Genomic DNA, 16,489 nt, shown 5'->3' on the forward strand with positions numbered 1-16,489 from the left:
AACGTGGTCGTGGATTCCGCCTTCCTGGGCTACGTGGTCAACGACAGCGACATCCAGGTATGGATCGGTACGCGGGCAAATGCCTATACCAATCACGATGCCTTGCTCAGCGACGCCGACCTCGCGGCCCTGGGGTTCACCGAACTCAATTCGACGACCCTGAGCACGACTCGGCTTGCCGATCTGAACGCGGGCAACGTGTCGGGCAACGTCCTGGTGATAGCTGCCGATACCACCGATACCACGCCGGAAGACATGTTCAAGATCCAGAAGCTGACGGTTGCGCTTTCACAGGCGGGAGTCTACGAGAACAAGGCCACGGTCACCGCTCCGGGCGCGTCGGGCGACTCCGATCTCAGCCACTATAAAAACTCGGCACTGGCCAGTCTGGGCGACCGCGTCTGGCTGGACGCCAACGCCAATGGCGTCCAGGATGCCGGCGAAGCGGGGATTGCCGGAGTCACCGTCAAGCTGCTCAGCGCGACGGGAGCGCTTATCAGCTCCCAGACGACCGATGGCAGTGGCAATTACCTGTTCAGCAACCTGAATCCGGGCGACTACAAAGTCCAGATGGTCGCACCGAGCGGCTACTTCGTTTCGCCTAAGGATCAGGGTGGCAACGATGCCAAGGACTCGGACATCGATCCCGCGACCGGCCAGACCGTGGTCACCACGCTCTCCAGTGGTCAGAACGACCTCAGCTGGGACGCAGGCCTGTTCAAGAAGGCTTCGGTAGGCGACAAGGTGTGGGACGACATGAACCACAACAATATTCAGGATAGCAGCGAGCCCGGTATTGGCGGTATCAAGGTCAAGCTGATGGATGCCTCCGGTACCACAGTGCTGGCCTCTACCACCACCAACAGCAGCGGCAACTACCTGTTCAGCAACGTGAACCCGGGTACCTACGTGCTGCAATTCGACAAGGCGAATGTCCAGTATTACCAGTACAACCAGTGGAACAATATGAGCAACTGGAAGTGGGCAGTCCAGGACACGGGCAGCAACGACGCCGTCGATTCCGATGTGGCGGGTGACGCGAAGGCGACGACCAACGTCAGCAAGACGCTGGCGTTTACGCTGGTATCGGGCCAGAGCGATCTGACGCGCGACGCCGGCATCACGCCGGTCGTCATCGACCTCGATGGCAACGGTATCCAGACCGTCAGCCGCGCCAACTCCGGTGGCACTTTCGATCTGTTCGGCAATGGCAACGCGGTACAGTCCGGCTGGGTCGCCGGTGGCGAAGGCTTCCTGGCGGTTGACAAGAACGGCAATGGCCGGATCGACGACATCGGCGAGCTGTTTGGCGGCACCGGCAAGGGCGCGGGCTTTGCACAACTGGCCAGCTACGACAGCAATGGCGACGGCCTGGTCAGTGCCTTGGATAGTGCCTTCGCTGTTCTGGCGATCTGGCGCGATGCCAACGGCAACCACCAGACCGACGCCGGCGAGCTGATGACGCTGGCCGAGGCTGGCGTAGCGTCGCTGGATGTCCACCATACCGACCTGCCGTTCCTAGACCGGCAGGACAACGTGCACTTTGAGCGCAGCAGCGCGACGATGTCCGACGGCCGCACAGTGGATATGACCGACGTGTACTTCAACGTCTCGGCAGACGACGCCGCGGCGGCCGGGGTCGCTGTGCCCGGCCTCGCCGACCTGTTGCGCGGTGATTTGCTTGCCGCTAGCGGCAGCGACACCGGTTTCGTCGACCTGTCGGTCTGGCGTGGCGCTGACGGCGCCAATCAGAACAGTTCGGGGCTGATCGGCCTTGCTGACGCTACGGGCGTGCCAGGCTTAAGTGTCGACTCGCTTACAGACCCATACGGCGACGCTGGCGGCAACCAGCATCTGGAGCACGGCATTGCCGCCTCCGATGCTACCGTGGCAGATCTGACCGATGGACATTTCACGGTCGCGGCCAACGACGGTGTCGACCTGGGATGGCTGTTCGGATAGCAACGCCAAGGGGTCTGCTGGCTCGCTGGACGTAGCGCGGGCCTGCAGACCGCCGGATTCACGGACAGGTCGGGGGTGCGCGTCAAGCGCCCCCTTTTTTTTTGTGCTGTCCTTGCCGCTGTTGCTGGCTGCCTGAAGGGAGCAGGGAGTCGCCGTGCACCGACCGCGTGAAAGACGGCGAAGCAATCCAGGCTTGCGTCTTGCTATACTCGATAGAACTCGCGGGGGAGGCACGATGAACCGAATCGCCATTATCGACGACAGTGCGATCAATCTGGAGGTGTTCAAGGATTGGGTAAAAAAACTCAAAGATTGTGAGGCACTGCCTTTTCAGGAAGCACCCGAGGGCTTGCGGTGGTGTTCGGAAAACCTGCCCGATCTGGTCATTGTCGACTACCAAATGCCGGAACTTAACGGCCTGGAGTTCATTTCCCGTTTTCGGAAGATCGGCGGTCGTAAAGAGATTCCCGTACTGATGATTACCGCTACTGATGACAAGACCGTGCGTTATCAGGCGCTGGACAACGGCGCGACCGATTTTCTGACCAAGCCTCCCGACCGCAGAGAGTTCGAGGCGCGGGTGCGGATCATGCTCAAGTTGAACGCCAGTCGCAAGGAGCAGGCCAACTACTCGGCGCGTTTGGCTGAAGACATAGACAGAGCCACGGCGAATGTGCGCGCCCGCGAGGAGGAGTTGTTGACCATCCTGTCAGTGGCTGCCGAGTATCGGGATCCGGAAACCAGCGCCCATACCAAACGAATGGCGCTCTTTTCTGAACTGATCGCCGCCGAACTGGGCTTATCTCCGGACGACCAGGCGCTCATCCTGAAAGCAGCGCCGTTGCACGACATTGGCAAGATTGGCATCGCTGACGTGATTCTGCTCAAGGAGGGAAGGCTGAGCCCGGAAGAGTTCGCGACCATGAAGAAGCACGCCAGGCTCGGCTATGAGCTGCTTAAAGATAGCAAGTCAGAGATCTTGCAGGCCGCCGCCGAGATCGCTCTTTCGCACCACGAGAAGTTTGACGGTTCGGGTTACCCTGGCGGCCTGGCTGGCACCGCAATCCCGCTGCGTGGTCGGATCGTTGCCGTCGCCGATGTATTTGACGCGTTGCTTTCCGAGCGCCCGTACAAGCGGCCGTGGCTGCCCGAACGCGCCTTCGACTTTCTGCAGAACGGCGCCAACGCGCATTTCGACCCGTGTTGCGTCGACGCCTTTCTGGCCCGTCGCGATGAGGCGCTCGAAATTCGCGCGCGCTTTCAGGACGAGCAGTTTCCCGACGAAATGTGACCATGACAGGCGATCGCCGGGAAGGAGTCGCCGAGCTTGCTGCGCTGGCACACCACCGGCGACGTTTCTGTTGGCTGGGTAGTGGTACGAAACGGGGGAAAATGGAGTGAACAAAGTGCTTGATATCCAACAGGCGATCGACAGTCATGCACTGTGGATGTCGAGTCTTCGACAGGCGGTTTTTGACGCGCAAACACCGATTGACGTCGCAGGAATACGCGCCGAGGACCAGTGCGAATTCGGCAAGTGGCTGTACGGCCCGCGCTTGTCGGACGAAGACCGGGCAAGCAGTTCTTACCAGGAGGTCAAGCGACTGCATGCCGAGTTCCACGAGGCGGCGGCGCGGGTAGTCGAACTGGCAGCGTCGGGTCAGACCCGCGACGCCTATGACTTGCTCTACGGTGATTACATCACTATGTCCGGGCGCCTGGCGATCGCCATGCGCGCATGGCAGGACACGTTGCAAGGTGCTGCCGGCCAGTGAGCGCGTCGATCACCTGGGCTCAGCGCCGATCTTCAATGGCCATGTAGTGAACGGCCATCAGGTCGATGCTGCGCAGGCGACGGCTCAGTTCCCGCGCCAGGTTGAGCACGATCAGCGTGAAGGTCGGCAGATCGGACTCGTAGATCCGGAACAGGTCGCCGTTGGAGAGGGCCAGCGCCGAGACCGGTTCGAGCGCACGCACTGTCGCCGACCGGCTCTGCGTGTCCAGCAACTCCATTTCACCGAAAACGTCGCCGACCTTCAGGACGGCGATGCATTCCTCGAACACGCCGTCCTCGGCCGCGCTGGCTTTCAGCACTTCGACCGAGCCGCTGCAGATCACGAACAGTGAATCACCGTCCTCGCCTTCCCTGACAATTGGCTCGCCGGCAGCAAAATTGACCTCGCGCAGCAATGGCATGATCGCTGCGATGGCTTGGTCGTCAACGCCGCCGAACAGTGGTTGATCCTGCAGGAATTGGCTGGTCGTCATGGTCCACCCCCGGCGTCAGGTAATCGTGTGCTGCCAATTCTGCACCGCGGCGGCAGCAAAGAGAAGACGTCGACGGGGTTCGTCCGACGGCCGATTCCGGTGACCGGCACTGGGCCCGCTCGGTCAACCCGGGCGCCCGGAAGCACGCGAGGACAGACCGTTCACCAGGGCGACAAGTTGCGGCAAGGTCGTCCGCTCGAGGTCCAGGTGCTCCTGAATGTCGCGGCGGGCCTGCGCCCGCAGAGGCTGCATGGGCTCGGGGTGAGCAAGCACCCAAATGACCGCGTTGGCGAGGGCCGCCGGCGAGAAAAAGTCGACCAGTAGCCCGTTGCGGCCAGGCTTGACGATCTCGCGAACGGGTGCCGTATCCGAGGCAATGACCGGGCAGCCGCAGGACATCGCTTCGAGCAACGACCACGACAGGACAAACGGATAGGTGAGGTAGACGTGCGCGCAGGACAGCCGCAAGACATCAAGGAAGCTGCGGTAGGGAAGTTTCCCCATGAAGTGCACGCGCCGGTTGTCGATCAGGTCACCGAGTTCACGAAGGTAGGCGTCCCGGTAGCTTTCTCCCGTCGGCAGGCGACGCCCGTAACTGACTTCATCGCCACCAACGATCAACACCTGCGCCTTCGGTCGCGCCGCAAGCACCGCCGGCAAAGCGCGCATGAATGTATGAAAACCGCGGTACGGTTCCAGGTTACGCGCTACGTAGGTGATCACCTCGGCGCCCGAGCGAAGAGTTCCCCGGTTTCCTGGCAAGACAAAGTCGACGACCGGCCCGGGGCAAACCTGGTCGGTCCGGACCCCGTCGTGAATCACCTGAATACGCTCATGAAACGGCTTCGGGTACTGGTCGCGCTGCCACTGCGTCGGGCTCACGCCGGCATCCGCAGCTTCCAGGCTGATCAGCTGCGTCGCGTTGCGGATGCGTAGCCGGCACTGGTCATCGAATGAGGTCGGAAACTCCTGGTCGAAGCCCATATCCGATCCCCGAGCGCGATAGAAGAACTCAAGGTAGAGCAGCAGCCGTGCGTCCGGATAGACGTCTTTCAGAAAAAGCGCTTCGCCCCAGCCCGGATGGGCACAAATCACTCCCGGCACAAAACCTTGCTCGCGCAAAACCATCGCCACGCGTAGTACCGCTTGTCCCCGCCGAACAGCGGCCTCGGAACCGCGCAGGTAATGATGGGTTTCTGGCGCAGCGCCTTGCGGTTCGGGATAGCCCAGCAAGCGGATGCGAGGGTGCAGACCATTCGCCCGCCTGACGTTGACCTCCTCGCCGATGGCGACGACCTCGTTTGCGGGCGACCCGGCCAGGGCCGGCGCCAGATGCTTGTATTGGCCGGGGAAGTTCTGGTGCACAAAGAGGATTCGCATGGCGGAAGGGGCGTTGCACGACGGTGTGAATGTCCCGCGATGCTAACCGATTTCGCCGGCCCACCGAGCCAGGCAGGAGGCTCGTGGTCGGGCGCCGGCCACGCCGCTTAGCAACTGCCGGTCCGCTACTTCCGGCACGGAAAGATGCCTGCCAATCCGGGGGGCAGCGACCGAGCGGCGCCTGCGCGTCTCGCACGGGGGCGATGCGACGGCTTGCTGCGGTAGAATGCGCGCGATGAACGACGAATACTTCATGCGCGAGGCGATTTCCCTGGCGCGCGCCGCCGAGTGCCTGGGCGAAGTGCCGGTCGGGGCGCTGGTGGTGCGCGATGGGGTAATCGTCGGCCGCGGCTTCAACTCGCCGATCGGCGAACACGATCCGACGGCGCACGCCGAGATTGCCGCACTGCGCGACGCGGCGAGGCAACTGCGTAATTACCGCCTGCCCGGTTGCGAACTGTTCGTGACTCTTGAGCCGTGCGCGATGTGTGCCGGGGCGATTCTGCAGGCGCGCATCGCGCGCCTGATCTACGGTGCGCGTGATCCGAAGACCGGCGTCCATGGCAGCGTCGTCGATCTCTTCGCGGTTGAACGCCTGAACCATCACACCGAGGTCCTGAGCGGCGTCCTGGCCGGTGAATGCGGCCGCCTGCTCTCGGATTTCTTTTCCGAGCGGCGTGGCGCGAGGGGGGATTGAAGCGGTGCACATCCGGATCTCGATCAGCCGACAGTTGCTGACCTTGTCAAGCGCCTCGGGGACGGTGTTGCGCGCTTACCCGGTGTCGACCGCGACCAACGGGCCTGGCGAAGAGACCGGCAGCTTTTGCACGCCTCGCGGCAGACACCTGGTGCGTGCCCGGATCGGCGCCGGGCAAGCGGAGAACACGGTTTTTGTCGGCCGTCGTCCGAGTGGCGAGGTCTATTGCCGCGAACTGGCCGAACGCTTCCCGGAGCGCGACTGGATTCTGACCCGCATTCTGTGGCTTTCCGGCTGTGAACCCGGCCGCAACCGGCTGGGGTCCGTAGATACCATGCGCCGTTACGTATACATCCACGGCAGCCCCGATAGCACACCGATGGGCCGCCCCGGATCGCACGGCTGCATCCGCATGCGCAACGCGGATATCGTTGAGCTCTTCGAGTCGGTAGCCCCCTACACACCGGTCGATATCAGCGAGGACTGAAAACTCTCGCAAACTTCGCCGGTCAGCAGCGCGCCGGCGTCGAAGGTGCGCTCGACCAGGGTCGTCTGGCCGCCGCGTTGCCGCGTGAGCAGCGTTGACGCCCGCGTCCCGTAGTTTTCCGATCTGACGAAAACGGCCGAGAGAATGCGCTCCCACTCAAGTGGTACGCCGGTTTCTGGCAGGTGCGCGTCGGCAACGATTTCCTGATCAGCGAGCAGTTCGAAGAATGGCGCCCGCGCCGGCAGACCAGGCAGCGCTGCGGCGAAGGCCGATCGGGCGCTCGCCAGCTTCGGCCACGGGGTGTCGAGGAGATGGTTGGAGACGCCGTATATCCCCGGGTCCAGGCAGCGTGGCTGGCTGTCGCCGCGGTTCGAAAAGTACGCCAGGCGGTGTTCATCAGCGACGAAGAGGTTGAAGCCATTGTAGTCGGTGGCACGCGCGGCGACCTCGGCCACATATGCTGAGGGGCTGTCGTCACCGCTCAGGAAATCAGTAACCAGGGTGCCACGGGAGCGGGCGTCAGTGCGTATTCCGCCGCCCTCGCGATAGTTCGTCAGCGCCGCAAAACGCAGCCCACGACTGACTCCCAACCAGCTGCCGCCGGCTTCAAGGTCGCGACCGGCCAGAAGCTGCGGGGTGTCCGGCCAGAAAGCCGCCGGCGCGGCGGGACGGACGAAGAATTCGTCGCGGTTGGCGGCGACCACCAGCGGGTAGTCGGGATTCGCCTGCCACGCAATCAGGATCAGGCACATCGCGGCTTTGTCCGGCGAGGTCGGAGTCGTGACTAGCGGCTTACCCGCACCAGGTCGACGCGCGGACCGCCCGGCGCGGCCACTTCGAGGTCGCCGGCGTCGACGAAACCCTCCTGGACGATTGCCAAGGCATCGTAGCCGCCGGCCGGCGCTGGCGCGGCATTGGCGACCATCCCGCAGGGGCGCTGCGGATTTTCCGGCGAATAGATGGCGTTCCCGGCCGCCATTGGCGCGCTCGAGTGGGCGCGGTACAAGTGGCGCTTGACCTTGCCCAGGTACTGCGTGCGGGCGACGATTTCCTGCCCGGGATAGCAGCCTTTGTGGAAGCTGACAGCGCCCAGCTGCTCAAAACCGGCCATTTGCGGCACGAATTCCTCTTTGGTCTGCTCGCTGATCAGCGGCACGCCAGCGTCAATCTCCAGCCACTGCCAGGCCCTCGTGCCAGCCGGGCGAGCGTGCGCCAGCAGGTGTTGCCAGACAGCCGGAGCAGCGTCGCCAGCAACGACAATCTGGAAACGCTGGCTGTCCAGGCAGATCACCACGCCGGTGGCGAAAGCACTGGCGGTCAGAGCTCCCGCTGGCACCGGCAGGCCAGCGCCTTGCAGAGCCGCCGCTGCCTGGGCACCGGACAAACCGATGATTTCGCGACCACCGGTCTGGTCAGTGATCCGCACCTTGCTGCGCAGGACGAACATTTGCAGGCGCCTGGCGATTGCCGGGAGCAGGTCTGCCGACAGTTGCAGCTGATAGTCGGGCCCGACGCGGACGACCAGAAAGCTGGCCACCATCCGGCCTTTCGCCGAGCACCAGGCCGAATGCTGGACGGCCTCGGAGGCGAGATGCTTGACGTCGCTGGTCAACTGCTGGTGCAGGAAAGCAGCGGCGTCGGCGCCGCTGACTTCGAGCATCGCCAGGTGGGTGAGCGGCGAAACGATCGTCGCGTCGCGCGCTGCCAGCAACTCTGTGCGCGCATCGCCGAAATCGATGACCAGACCCTGATCGATGCGTGCACCCGAGGCACCAAGAAAGTCTTGCCAGCTTGCGTTCATCGTTGTGCCAATCCGTCGTGTGTTGAGTGGGTGGGAGTAGTAGCCTGTCGGGGTTCGTCCAGAGCGTCGTAGTCCGCGCCGCCGCCTGAGGCCTCCGGCTGATCGGACCGGGCCAGTGCCGGTTCAGTTCAGCCGAACGGGTTTCGGCTATTATAGGGCCAGTCGAACTTCATTCCTCCTCCCAGCGTCGCAGCCTTCCCACTGCACCGGATTGATGCGCAAACTTATCGTCAAGCTGTTCGTTCTCGCTGTGGTCGTACTCGCGTTGCTGGCCGGAGCTATCGCGTGGGTGGTGCAGGCGCCGATCGCTATGCGGCACGAACAGGTCGATTTCACGATTTCCCCGGGCAGCAGCATGCGCTCGGCTGCCCGGGAAATCGCGGCAGCTGGCGCCGAACTTCAGCCCTGGCTACTGATACTGCTTGGTAAGTGGATGCGCGTAGACACCTCGATCAAGGCCGGCAGTTATGAAATCACTCGTGGCATCACGCCGCTCGAGCTATTGAACAAGCTGACGCGCGGCGACGTCACACAGTCTGAACTGGTCTTCATCGAAGGATGGACCTTCCGCCAGATGCGGGCGCGTCTCGACGCCCATCCTGATCTTCGACACGACACGGAGGGCTTGCCGGAAGCCGAGATCATGCGCTTGATCGGTGCGCCAGAAAGCACGGCTGAGGGCCTGTTCTTCCCAGACACTTATTATTTTGCCAAGCGCAGCAGCGACGTCGATGTGCTGACCCGCGCCTATCGCGCCATGCAGCACCACCTGCTGCGTGAATGGCAGGCGAGGGCGGTCGACCTGCCGTATGCGGACGCCTATCAAGCCTTGACCATGGCTTCGATCATCGAAAAGGAGACCGGCCGCCCGGACGAACGGCCGCTGGTGGCGGGGGTGTTCGTCAATCGCCTGCGCCAGGGGATGCTCCTGCAGACCGATCCGACGGTGATCTACGGCCTTGGCGAGAGCTTCGACGGCAACCTGCGCAAGCGCGACCTGCTCGCCGACACGCCCTACAACACCTACACCCGGCCCGGTCTGCCGCCGACGCCGATCGCCTTGCCCGGCCTCGCCTCCCTGCAGGCGGCACTGCACCCGCCAGCGACCGAGGCGCTTTACTTTGTTGCGCGCGGTGATGGCAGCAGCCATTTTTCGCCTACTCTGGACGAACACAATCGCGCCGTGCGGCGCTTTCAGAAAGGTGGGAAGCCGTGAACCAGGCAGAGGAGCCGCGCCGGACGCGCGGAAAATTCGTCACCTTCGAAGGCATCGACGGTGCCGGCAAGAGCAGCCATATCGCCGGTGCAGCGGCGCTGGTTCGCCGCCGCGGCCTGAATGTGGTGTCGACCCGCGAGCCGGGAGGCACGCCGCTGGGCGAAAAGCTGCGCGCGCTGCTGCTGCACGAAGCAATGCACCTCGAAACCGAAGCCCTGCTGATGTTCGCCGCCCGCCGCGAACACCTTGAACGGGTAATCGAACCGGCCCTGGAGCGCGGCGACTGGGTGATCTGCGACCGCTTCAGCGACGCCACCTACGCCTACCAGAGCGGCGGGAGGGGCCTCGACCGAGGCAAGTTTGCCCAGCTTGAGCGGTGGGTGCACGGTCATCTGCAGCCTGATCTGACGCTGCTCTTCGATCTGCCGTCGTCGATCGCCAGCCGGCGGATCGCCGCGCAGGCGCGCGAACTGGACCGCTTCGAGCTGGAGCGTGCCGAATTCCACGAGCGCGTAAGACTGGCTTACCTCGATCGTGCGGCAGCAGCGCCGCAGCGGATACGGGTCATAGACGCCGATCAGGCGCCTGAATTAATCGAGACATTGATTCAGGAAACGCTGATAAGATATTGTTTATGAATATCATTGAACTTCACGACAGCGCATGGCGGCAACTCGCCGCGAGGCGCGCGCAACTGCCGCATGCACTGCTGCTTTCAGGTCAGCGCGGAGTCGGCAAATTCGATCTGGCGCGCCGCTTCGCCGAGTCGCTGCTCTGCGAAGACCTCGGCGATGGGAGCAGGGCTTGTGGCGCCTGTCCGGCCTGCGGCTGGCTCGCGCAAGGCAATCACCCGGATCTGCGTGTCCTGCAGCCGAATGCGCTCGTCGAAGGCGAAGTCACCGAGGCGGGTGACGGCGAAGAGGCGGGCAAGAAAAAAGCCAGTCTGCAGATCACCATCGATCAGGTGCGCGCACTCGACGAGTTCCTGCATGTCGGCACCCACCGCCAGAGAGCGCGCGTGGTGCTGCTCAATCCGGCCGAGGCGATGAATCGTGCGACCGCCAACGCAATTCTTAAATCACTTGAGGAACCAATCGCAGGCACCCTGTTTATATTGATTTCTAGCGAACCTTCGCGCCTGCTGCCGACGATTCGCAGCCGCTGCCAGTCGATCCCAGTGCAAGTGCCGGCGCGTGCCACGGCCAGCGAGTGGCTGCGTCAGGCCGGCGTCAGCGACGGTGAGCAATCCCTGGCGCTCGCCGGCGGTTCGCCGCTGCTGGCTCTCGAACTCGGCGGCAAGAACGAGCGTATCCTGCTCGATGCACTGATCGCGCAGGTATCGCGCGGCCGGGACCTCGAACCACTGGCCGCAGCGGCCATCCTCGACAAGACCGTCAAGGCAGAAAAGCGCCCGGCGCCATTGAAGCGAACGGTCGACTGGGCACAGAAATGGCTGTTCGATCTGACCCTGGCCAGCGCGGGCCTGCCGCCACGCTATTTTCTGGCGCAGGCGTCGCTGCTGCAGCGTCTGGCGAAGGCCACCGACGCCCGCAAGCTCTTGGCATTCAACCGAAAGGCGATACAATACAAAGCCCAGTGCGAACAGCCGGTCAATAGCCGTTTGTTTCTCGAAGAGTTTTTCCTGAATTACGCCAAGCTTTTCTGAACTTCCCGAGGCGATATGTCCGAAGCAGACAGCCGCAAGCCAGCGTCAGCAGCGCCGCCACGGCCGAGCGTCTTGTCACTGAACATCAACTCGAAGTCCGCGCTGTACGCGGCGTATATGCCGCTCCTGCGCCACGGAGGAATTTTCATTCCGACCACTCGCAACTATTCGATCGGTGACGAGGTGTTCATGCTGTTGTCGCTGATCGACGATCCGGCAAAACTGCCGATTGCCGGGACGGTGGTCTGGATTACCCCGGTCGGCGCCCAGAACAACAAGGCGCAGGGCATCGGTGTGCACTTCAATAACGACGAAGGCGGACTCGAAGCCCGACGGCGCATCGAGGGCCTCCTCGGCGGCGTGATGCAGTCCGGCCGCCCGACGCACACCATCTGACGCTACGCTGATGCTGGTTGATTCGCACTGTCATATCGACTTCCCGGAGTTATCCGAAAGGATTGGGCAGGTCATCGAATTGATGCGCGACAATGATGTTGCTTGCGCCGTGTGTATCGGCGTCACGCTGGAAGACCTGGGACGCGTTCTGGCGCTGGCCGAGGCCTGGCCAGCGATTCTGGCCTCGGTTGGCGTCCATCCCGAAGCGACGGCCGTGCGCGAGCCGTCGGTCGCCGAGCTGGTCGCCCTGGCTCGCCATCCGCGAATCATTGCCATCGGCGAGACCGGCCTGGATTACTACTGGCACAAGGACGCGCCGGAATGGCAGCGCGAGCGGTTCCGTACGCACATACGCGCCGCGCGCGAAGCTGAAAAGCCGCTGGTGGTCCATACCCGCGAAGCCGCTGCCGACACCCTGCGGCTAATGCGCGAGGAGGGCGCCGCCGCCGCCGGCGGCGTCATGCACTGTTTCACGGAAAGCTGGGAGGTCGCCGAAGCCGCTCTGGATCAGGGGTTCTACATCTCGATCTCGGGAATCGTCACCTTCAAGAAGGCCCAGACGGTGCGCGAGGTGGCGCAGCGCGTTCCCCTCGACCGCCTGCTGGTTGAAACCGACTCACCCTACCTCTCGCCGGTACCCTACCGCGGAAAGACCAACCAGCCTGGCTACGTGAAACACGTTGCCGAAGAGGTCGCGCACCTGCGCGGCCTGAGTTACCAGGAAGTTGTCGACGCCACGACGGACAACTTCTTCCGCCTATTCCCTGACGCCCGTACGAAAGTTGCCCAATGATGAAGACTATCGCTCTGCTGTTTGCCCTGCTCCTGCCAGGTATTGCCGTCGCCGGCGCGTATGACGACATGGAGGAAGCGCTGATCTCGGGCAATACCGCCTGGGCCATCGAGTTACTGGACAAGGGGATGGACGTCAACTCGGTCGACCCGGCCGGCAACACCCTGTTGATCCAGGCCGTGCAGCGCAACAACAAGGACCTTTTCGAGCACCTCCTGCAGCGCCGCGCCAGACTGAACGTCCGTAACCGCAACGGGGAGACCGCGCTGAGCCTGGCTGCCTACAAGGGTAACCTGCCGTTTGTGCAGCGCCTCGTCGAGGCCGGCGCCGACGTCAATCTGTACGGCTGGTCGCCGCTGATCTACGCCGCTTTCAACGGTCACAGGACGACCGTCGAATACCTGCTCAAGAAAGGTGCCAACGTCAACGCGACGACCGAGAACGGGTCGACGGCGCTGCTCTTCGCGGCACGCTTCGGACACCTCGAGATCGTCAGCGTGCTGCTGCAGAACAAGGCCGACCCGAACATCGCCAACGAGACCGGGGCAACCGCCATCGACTGGGCTCTGAAGACCGAGAACACCGACATCGCCGATCTGGTGCGCAAGGCCGGCGGACGGGAAGGCACCGCTGCGGCCGGCGTTCCTTCAAGATGAATAAGCGGGCAGGGGGCGAATGCCGACCTTTCCGGCCTGCAGGACGCGACTGATGATTCGGTAGGCCTCAGGGTCGTATGGGCGGTTGGTCGGTCCGTCGGCAAGGCGTGCGTGCAAGGCATCTTCGTTGTTCACTGTGCCGACCAGACGCCATCGGTCGATCAGGTGAATATCCTCGTGCATCCCGAAATCGTCGCGCTCGACCAGCGCCAGCGGTCCACGGTATGGCCAGGGCTTGACCTTGAATTTAGCCAGCGCGGTCATCAGACGCGCGTCGTGCAGTGCCAGCGCTTCCTTGCCGATGCACACGCCACGGCAGCTCTTCTGCCTGTAGGCCGCGCACGCTTCGCCTCCGGCGGTATCGTCAAGACCGAGTTGCTTGTAGCACAGGCGATGAGTGTCGGCCAGTTTGCGCAAGCTGCGCAATGCCTCGCGGCGACTCGGGTACAAGCCGAACAGATCGTCGGCAACGGCGAAATCGAGATCGTCAGCGAAGACGATCGCCGGTCGTAGCCCCGCTTCCCGATGCGCCTGCAGCTGCCATGAGCAGAGTTCTGCGGCTGCCGCAGCCGACCGGCCAGGGTGACGGACGGCCGGCAGACGGCTTCCAGCAGCGAACGACAGGCGTGCCAGTTCTACCTCGTGCAGCCGCGCTCCGAGGTCCCCCGCCGCTTCGCGCCACTCGATTCGCCGGATGGCCAGCACCAAGGGCGTCTCGCGCTTGCTGGCAGCGAAGTGCGCCAGTATCTGGTGGCGCAGGTTGGCCGCCCGGCGGAGCAGCAGCAAGCCGCCTGTCTCCCCGTAAAAGGCGTACGCACCGGCCGCCTCGGGCAGGTCGTCGATTACCGCCGGATCGATCTGTGGCGGCAGGTCGGGCCGACCAACAATGGTTGTGACCGCGCGGCGGATGGTGTCCGGCGTCAATTGCGCATGCCAATGCTGCCACAGTTCCCACAATAGGCGGGCATCGGCGAGGGCGCGGTGGCGGCGGCCGGCAACCGACAGGCCGTGTCGGGTCACCAGGGAGTCGAGATTGTGGCGGTGGTACTGGGGAAAGAGCTTGCGCGAGAGCTTGACCGTGCACAGCGTCGGCGCACGGAAATCGACGCCGAGTCGCTTGAACTCGCACCTCAGGAACCCATAGTCGAAGCGGGCGTTGTGCGCAATGAGCAGGCGCCCCCGCAACCTCTCGAGCACCGTAGGCGCGAGTTGCCGAAAAGTCGGTGCTCCGTGCAGCATGGCATCGTCAATGCCGGTGAGATCGGTAATGAAGGACGAGACGTGCGATTCCGGATTGACCAGGACGCTCCACTCCGTGGCGCCGCTGGCGTCAACTTCGACCAGGCCGATTTCAATGATCCGGTCATTCGCGAAATTGGCGCCACTGGTCTCAAGATCGACAAAGACCAGCGGTTCGGAAGCGAGAACGGAATTCATCGGTGGGACCCGGCAGCCGTGCGGCTCAGCGCTCCGACGTCTGTGCGATGGCGGCGATGGCGTCCGCGAACACCTCGGTCAAGGCCAGCGGCAAGTCATGTGCCATCCCTTCGATCACCTGCATTTTGGCACCCGGAATGTGCGCGGCGACGTCGTAACCACAGGCCACCGGAATCAGCGGGTCGTCGGCGCCGTGCAGCACCAGCGTCGGCGCACTGATCGTTCGCAGCAGGGCACGACGATCACCGCTGGCCAGAAAGGCCGCCAACTGGCGTGCAACGCCGCGCGGGTGGAAGTTTCGCTCATGCTCGTCGACCAGGGTCTCGCGCAAGCGCCGCGGACAACTTGGGAAATCCGGGCTGGCGACGGCCAGTTGCCGGCTGAGGGCGTCTTCTACCAGAGCTTCCTTGTCCCGGGTTGCCGGCAAGGGAGCCAGCAAGGCTCGCGACGCCCGCTCCGTCGGCGGTGGCAGGTCCGGATTGCTGCTGGTGGACATGATCGAGGTTAGCGACAGCGTGCGCTGCGGATAAGCCGCGGCAACGATTTGGGCGATGGCTCCACCCATCGACGCGCCGACGATGTGCGCCCGCTCGATCGACAGCGCGTCGAGCAGGCCGATGCTATCGGCGGCCATGTCGGCGAGCGAGTATGGAACCGTCAGCGGCAGGCCACTGCGCAGCGCTTGGCCAACATTCGGAACGGCGGCGTCATCGATCTTGCTCGACAAGCCGCAGTCGCGATTGTCGAAACGAATCACGCGGTAAGCACGTTCGACGAGGGCCTCGCAGAGCTCGATGTTCCAACGGCTCAACTGCGCGCCCAGGCCCATGATCAGCAGGATGGCCGGCGCGGACGCCGAGCCAAATACTTCGTACTCGATCTGCAGCTTATTGGCAGTAACTTGTGGCATTGGCAGCGCTGACCGAGAGGGAAGGGGCGCCGACTACAGCACCAGCCCCGGCAATCTACCACTCGATCGCCAGTGCGGCAAATGAAGTCACGGTCTGTCGGCGGCGACAGGGCCTTCGCCAAGGCACACCACGGAGCGCTGGCTGCTGATGCGAGGGTTCTTCGGAAGCGATTTTTGGGGTCAGCTCACGAAACGGAAAAGATCGTACGTTAAGGCATCGCTCGCCCAAGCTCGTCCCCTGCCGACGTTGCGAGACTCGCTTCGCCTTGCAGCGATGCGATCAGCGGGCACGAAACATTTCCCTTGCTTACCTGGCAGGCGCACACGAGTTGTGACAGCACGTGTGCTTTCGGCAACGCTGCAAATCCCACGCAACCCTACGCAAGCCACCGCGGCGCGGGGGCGATCTCGCTCCTGGAGGATGCTCGGGCGAGCAAGAAGAGCGGCGAGACCCTGCCGTTGTGCGACTCAGTCGGGCAGCGCTTCAGCCTCGTTGGCGACGGCGGCCTCGGCGCGGGCCAGCGCCTCGGTATAGTTCCAAGGCATCCAGGCGGACGGATCGAGCGCAACGGTCGCCACATGGCGCTGTAGAGTGAAGAGGTAGTCGAACGGCTCGATTTCGTGCAGTTCCGCGGCAAGTAAGGCTATATCCTCTATTTTTCATACCGTTGTATGCGATACTTTTAGTAGATTATTAGGTTGGAGGTATTGCTGATGAGGGTCGCCACGGTAGCTGAAAGCAAGGTTTCTCTCGAAGCCGTCCATATTGAAGATATCCAGCTTGCTTCGAGCAAGATGACGGGGGCGGATCGTAGGGGGT

Annotated in this window: 17 protein-coding genes and 1 pseudogene; 11 read left to right on the plus strand and 7 right to left on the minus strand. The window is 63.3% G+C overall.

The window, feature by feature from the left end:
• From Q1L50_RS08185 to Q1L50_RS08195, 3 genes are all read left to right on the plus strand, one after another.
• The coding region (locus Q1L50_RS08185) for an SdrD B-like domain-containing protein (protein WP_300337424.1) at nucleotides 1–1,962 on the plus strand (1,962 nt) is incomplete at its 5' end.
• 235 nt (nucleotides 1,963–2,197) lie between these two features.
• Nucleotides 2,198–3,253 carry an HD domain-containing phosphohydrolase gene (locus tag Q1L50_RS08190; RefSeq protein WP_300337426.1) on the plus strand — a complete coding sequence of 352 codons (1,056 nt, stop codon included), beginning with the start codon at nucleotides 2,198–2,200 and terminating at the stop codon, nucleotides 3,251–3,253.
• A gap of 106 nt (nucleotides 3,254–3,359) precedes the next feature.
• Entirely contained in the window at nucleotides 3,360–3,737 is a 378-nt protein-coding gene (locus Q1L50_RS08195) for a CZB domain-containing protein (protein ID WP_300337428.1), read from the plus strand.
• Nucleotides 3,738–3,756: 19 nt separating this feature from the next.
• Here Q1L50_RS08195 and Q1L50_RS08200 read toward each other — a convergent pair whose 3' ends face one another.
• Entirely contained in the window at nucleotides 3,757–4,230 is a 474-nt protein-coding gene (locus Q1L50_RS08200; protein WP_300337429.1) for a cyclic nucleotide-binding domain-containing protein, read from the minus strand.
• Between the two features lie 123 nt (nucleotides 4,231–4,353).
• A complete protein-coding gene (locus Q1L50_RS08205; RefSeq protein WP_300337431.1) occupies nucleotides 4,354–5,610 on the minus strand; it encodes a glycosyltransferase family 4 protein in 1,257 nt (418 codons plus the stop codon).
• 235 nt (nucleotides 5,611–5,845) lie between these two features.
• Here Q1L50_RS08205 and tadA point away from each other — a divergent pair, with 235 nt between their 5' ends.
• Both tadA and Q1L50_RS08215 read left to right on the plus strand, forming a co-directional pair.
• On the plus strand, nucleotides 5,846–6,307 hold the full coding sequence (tadA, locus tag Q1L50_RS08210) for a tRNA adenosine(34) deaminase TadA (protein ID WP_300337432.1): 462 nt from the start codon (nucleotides 5,846–5,848) through the stop codon (nucleotides 6,305–6,307).
• Between the two features lie 4 nt (nucleotides 6,308–6,311).
• Nucleotides 6,312–6,794, plus strand: a complete 483-nt coding sequence (locus Q1L50_RS08215; protein WP_300337434.1) for a L,D-transpeptidase — start codon at nucleotides 6,312–6,314, stop codon at nucleotides 6,792–6,794.
• On the opposite strand, the gene Q1L50_RS08220 is transcribed toward Q1L50_RS08215, so the two are convergent.
• Both Q1L50_RS08220 and Q1L50_RS08225 read right to left on the minus strand, forming a co-directional pair.
• Nucleotides 6,764–7,546 (minus strand): NRDE family protein, encoded by a 783-nt coding sequence (locus Q1L50_RS08220; RefSeq protein ID WP_300337436.1) that lies wholly within the window; start codon nucleotides 7,544–7,546, stop codon nucleotides 6,764–6,766. The genes Q1L50_RS08215 and Q1L50_RS08220 overlap by 31 nt on opposite strands.
• A 32-nt stretch (nucleotides 7,547–7,578) precedes the next feature.
• Nucleotides 7,579–8,595, minus strand: coding sequence for a folate-binding protein (locus Q1L50_RS08225; protein WP_300337438.1), 1,017 nt, complete (start codon nucleotides 8,593–8,595; stop codon nucleotides 7,579–7,581).
• Between the two features lie 214 nt (nucleotides 8,596–8,809).
• On the opposite strand from Q1L50_RS08225, the gene mltG reads away from it, so the two are divergent.
• The 6 genes from mltG to Q1L50_RS08255 are packed head-to-tail and all read left to right on the plus strand — an operon-like array spanning nucleotide 8,810 to nucleotide 13,322.
• On the plus strand, nucleotides 8,810–9,811 hold the full coding sequence (gene mltG, locus Q1L50_RS08230) for an endolytic transglycosylase MltG (protein ID WP_300337440.1): 1,002 nt from the start codon (nucleotides 8,810–8,812) through the stop codon (nucleotides 9,809–9,811).
• Nucleotides 9,808–10,449, plus strand: a complete 642-nt coding sequence (gene tmk / locus Q1L50_RS08235; RefSeq protein WP_300337442.1) for a dTMP kinase — start codon at nucleotides 9,808–9,810, stop codon at nucleotides 10,447–10,449. Before mltG ends, tmk begins: the two co-directional genes overlap by 4 nt.
• Nucleotides 10,446–11,477, plus strand: a complete 1,032-nt coding sequence (gene holB, locus Q1L50_RS08240) for a DNA polymerase III subunit delta' (RefSeq protein ID WP_300337444.1) — start codon at nucleotides 10,446–10,448, stop codon at nucleotides 11,475–11,477. Before tmk ends, holB begins: the two co-directional genes overlap by 4 nt.
• 15 nt (nucleotides 11,478–11,492) lie before the next feature.
• Nucleotides 11,493–11,873 carry a PilZ domain-containing protein gene (locus Q1L50_RS08245; protein WP_300337446.1) on the plus strand — a complete coding sequence of 127 codons (381 nt, stop codon included), beginning with the start codon at nucleotides 11,493–11,495 and terminating at the stop codon, nucleotides 11,871–11,873.
• A gap of 10 nt (nucleotides 11,874–11,883) precedes the next feature.
• The gene (locus Q1L50_RS08250) at nucleotides 11,884–12,666 is read left to right on the plus strand and encodes a TatD family hydrolase (RefSeq protein WP_300337447.1); all 783 of its coding nucleotides are present in this window, start codon (nucleotides 11,884–11,886) and stop codon (nucleotides 12,664–12,666) included.
• Complete coding sequence (locus tag Q1L50_RS08255) at nucleotides 12,663–13,322, plus strand: ankyrin repeat domain-containing protein (RefSeq protein ID WP_300337449.1); 660 nt, start codon at nucleotides 12,663–12,665, stop codon at nucleotides 13,320–13,322. The genes Q1L50_RS08250 and Q1L50_RS08255 overlap by 4 nt, the downstream gene beginning before the upstream one ends.
• Here the strand turns inward: Q1L50_RS08255 and Q1L50_RS08260 are convergent.
• From Q1L50_RS08260 to Q1L50_RS08270, 3 genes and pseudogenes are all read right to left on the minus strand, one after another.
• Complete coding sequence (locus Q1L50_RS08260; protein ID WP_300337452.1) at nucleotides 13,314–14,759, minus strand: 3'-5' exonuclease family protein; 1,446 nt, start codon at nucleotides 14,757–14,759, stop codon at nucleotides 13,314–13,316. The two genes, Q1L50_RS08255 and Q1L50_RS08260, sit on opposite strands and share 9 nt — an antisense overlap.
• 25 nt (nucleotides 14,760–14,784) lie before the next feature.
• Complete coding sequence (locus Q1L50_RS08265; protein ID WP_300337453.1) at nucleotides 14,785–15,669, minus strand: alpha/beta fold hydrolase; 885 nt, start codon at nucleotides 15,667–15,669, stop codon at nucleotides 14,785–14,787.
• A 209-nt stretch (nucleotides 15,670–15,878) separates the two neighbouring features.
• Nucleotides 15,879–16,010, minus strand: a pseudogene (locus Q1L50_RS08270) (MerR family transcriptional regulator); the annotation flags it as partial.
• Nucleotides 16,011–16,489: the final 479 nt, after the last annotated feature.

This window comes from Accumulibacter sp. (assembly GCF_029255145.1).
Lineage (GTDB): Bacteria > Pseudomonadota > Gammaproteobacteria > Burkholderiales > Rhodocyclaceae > Accumulibacter.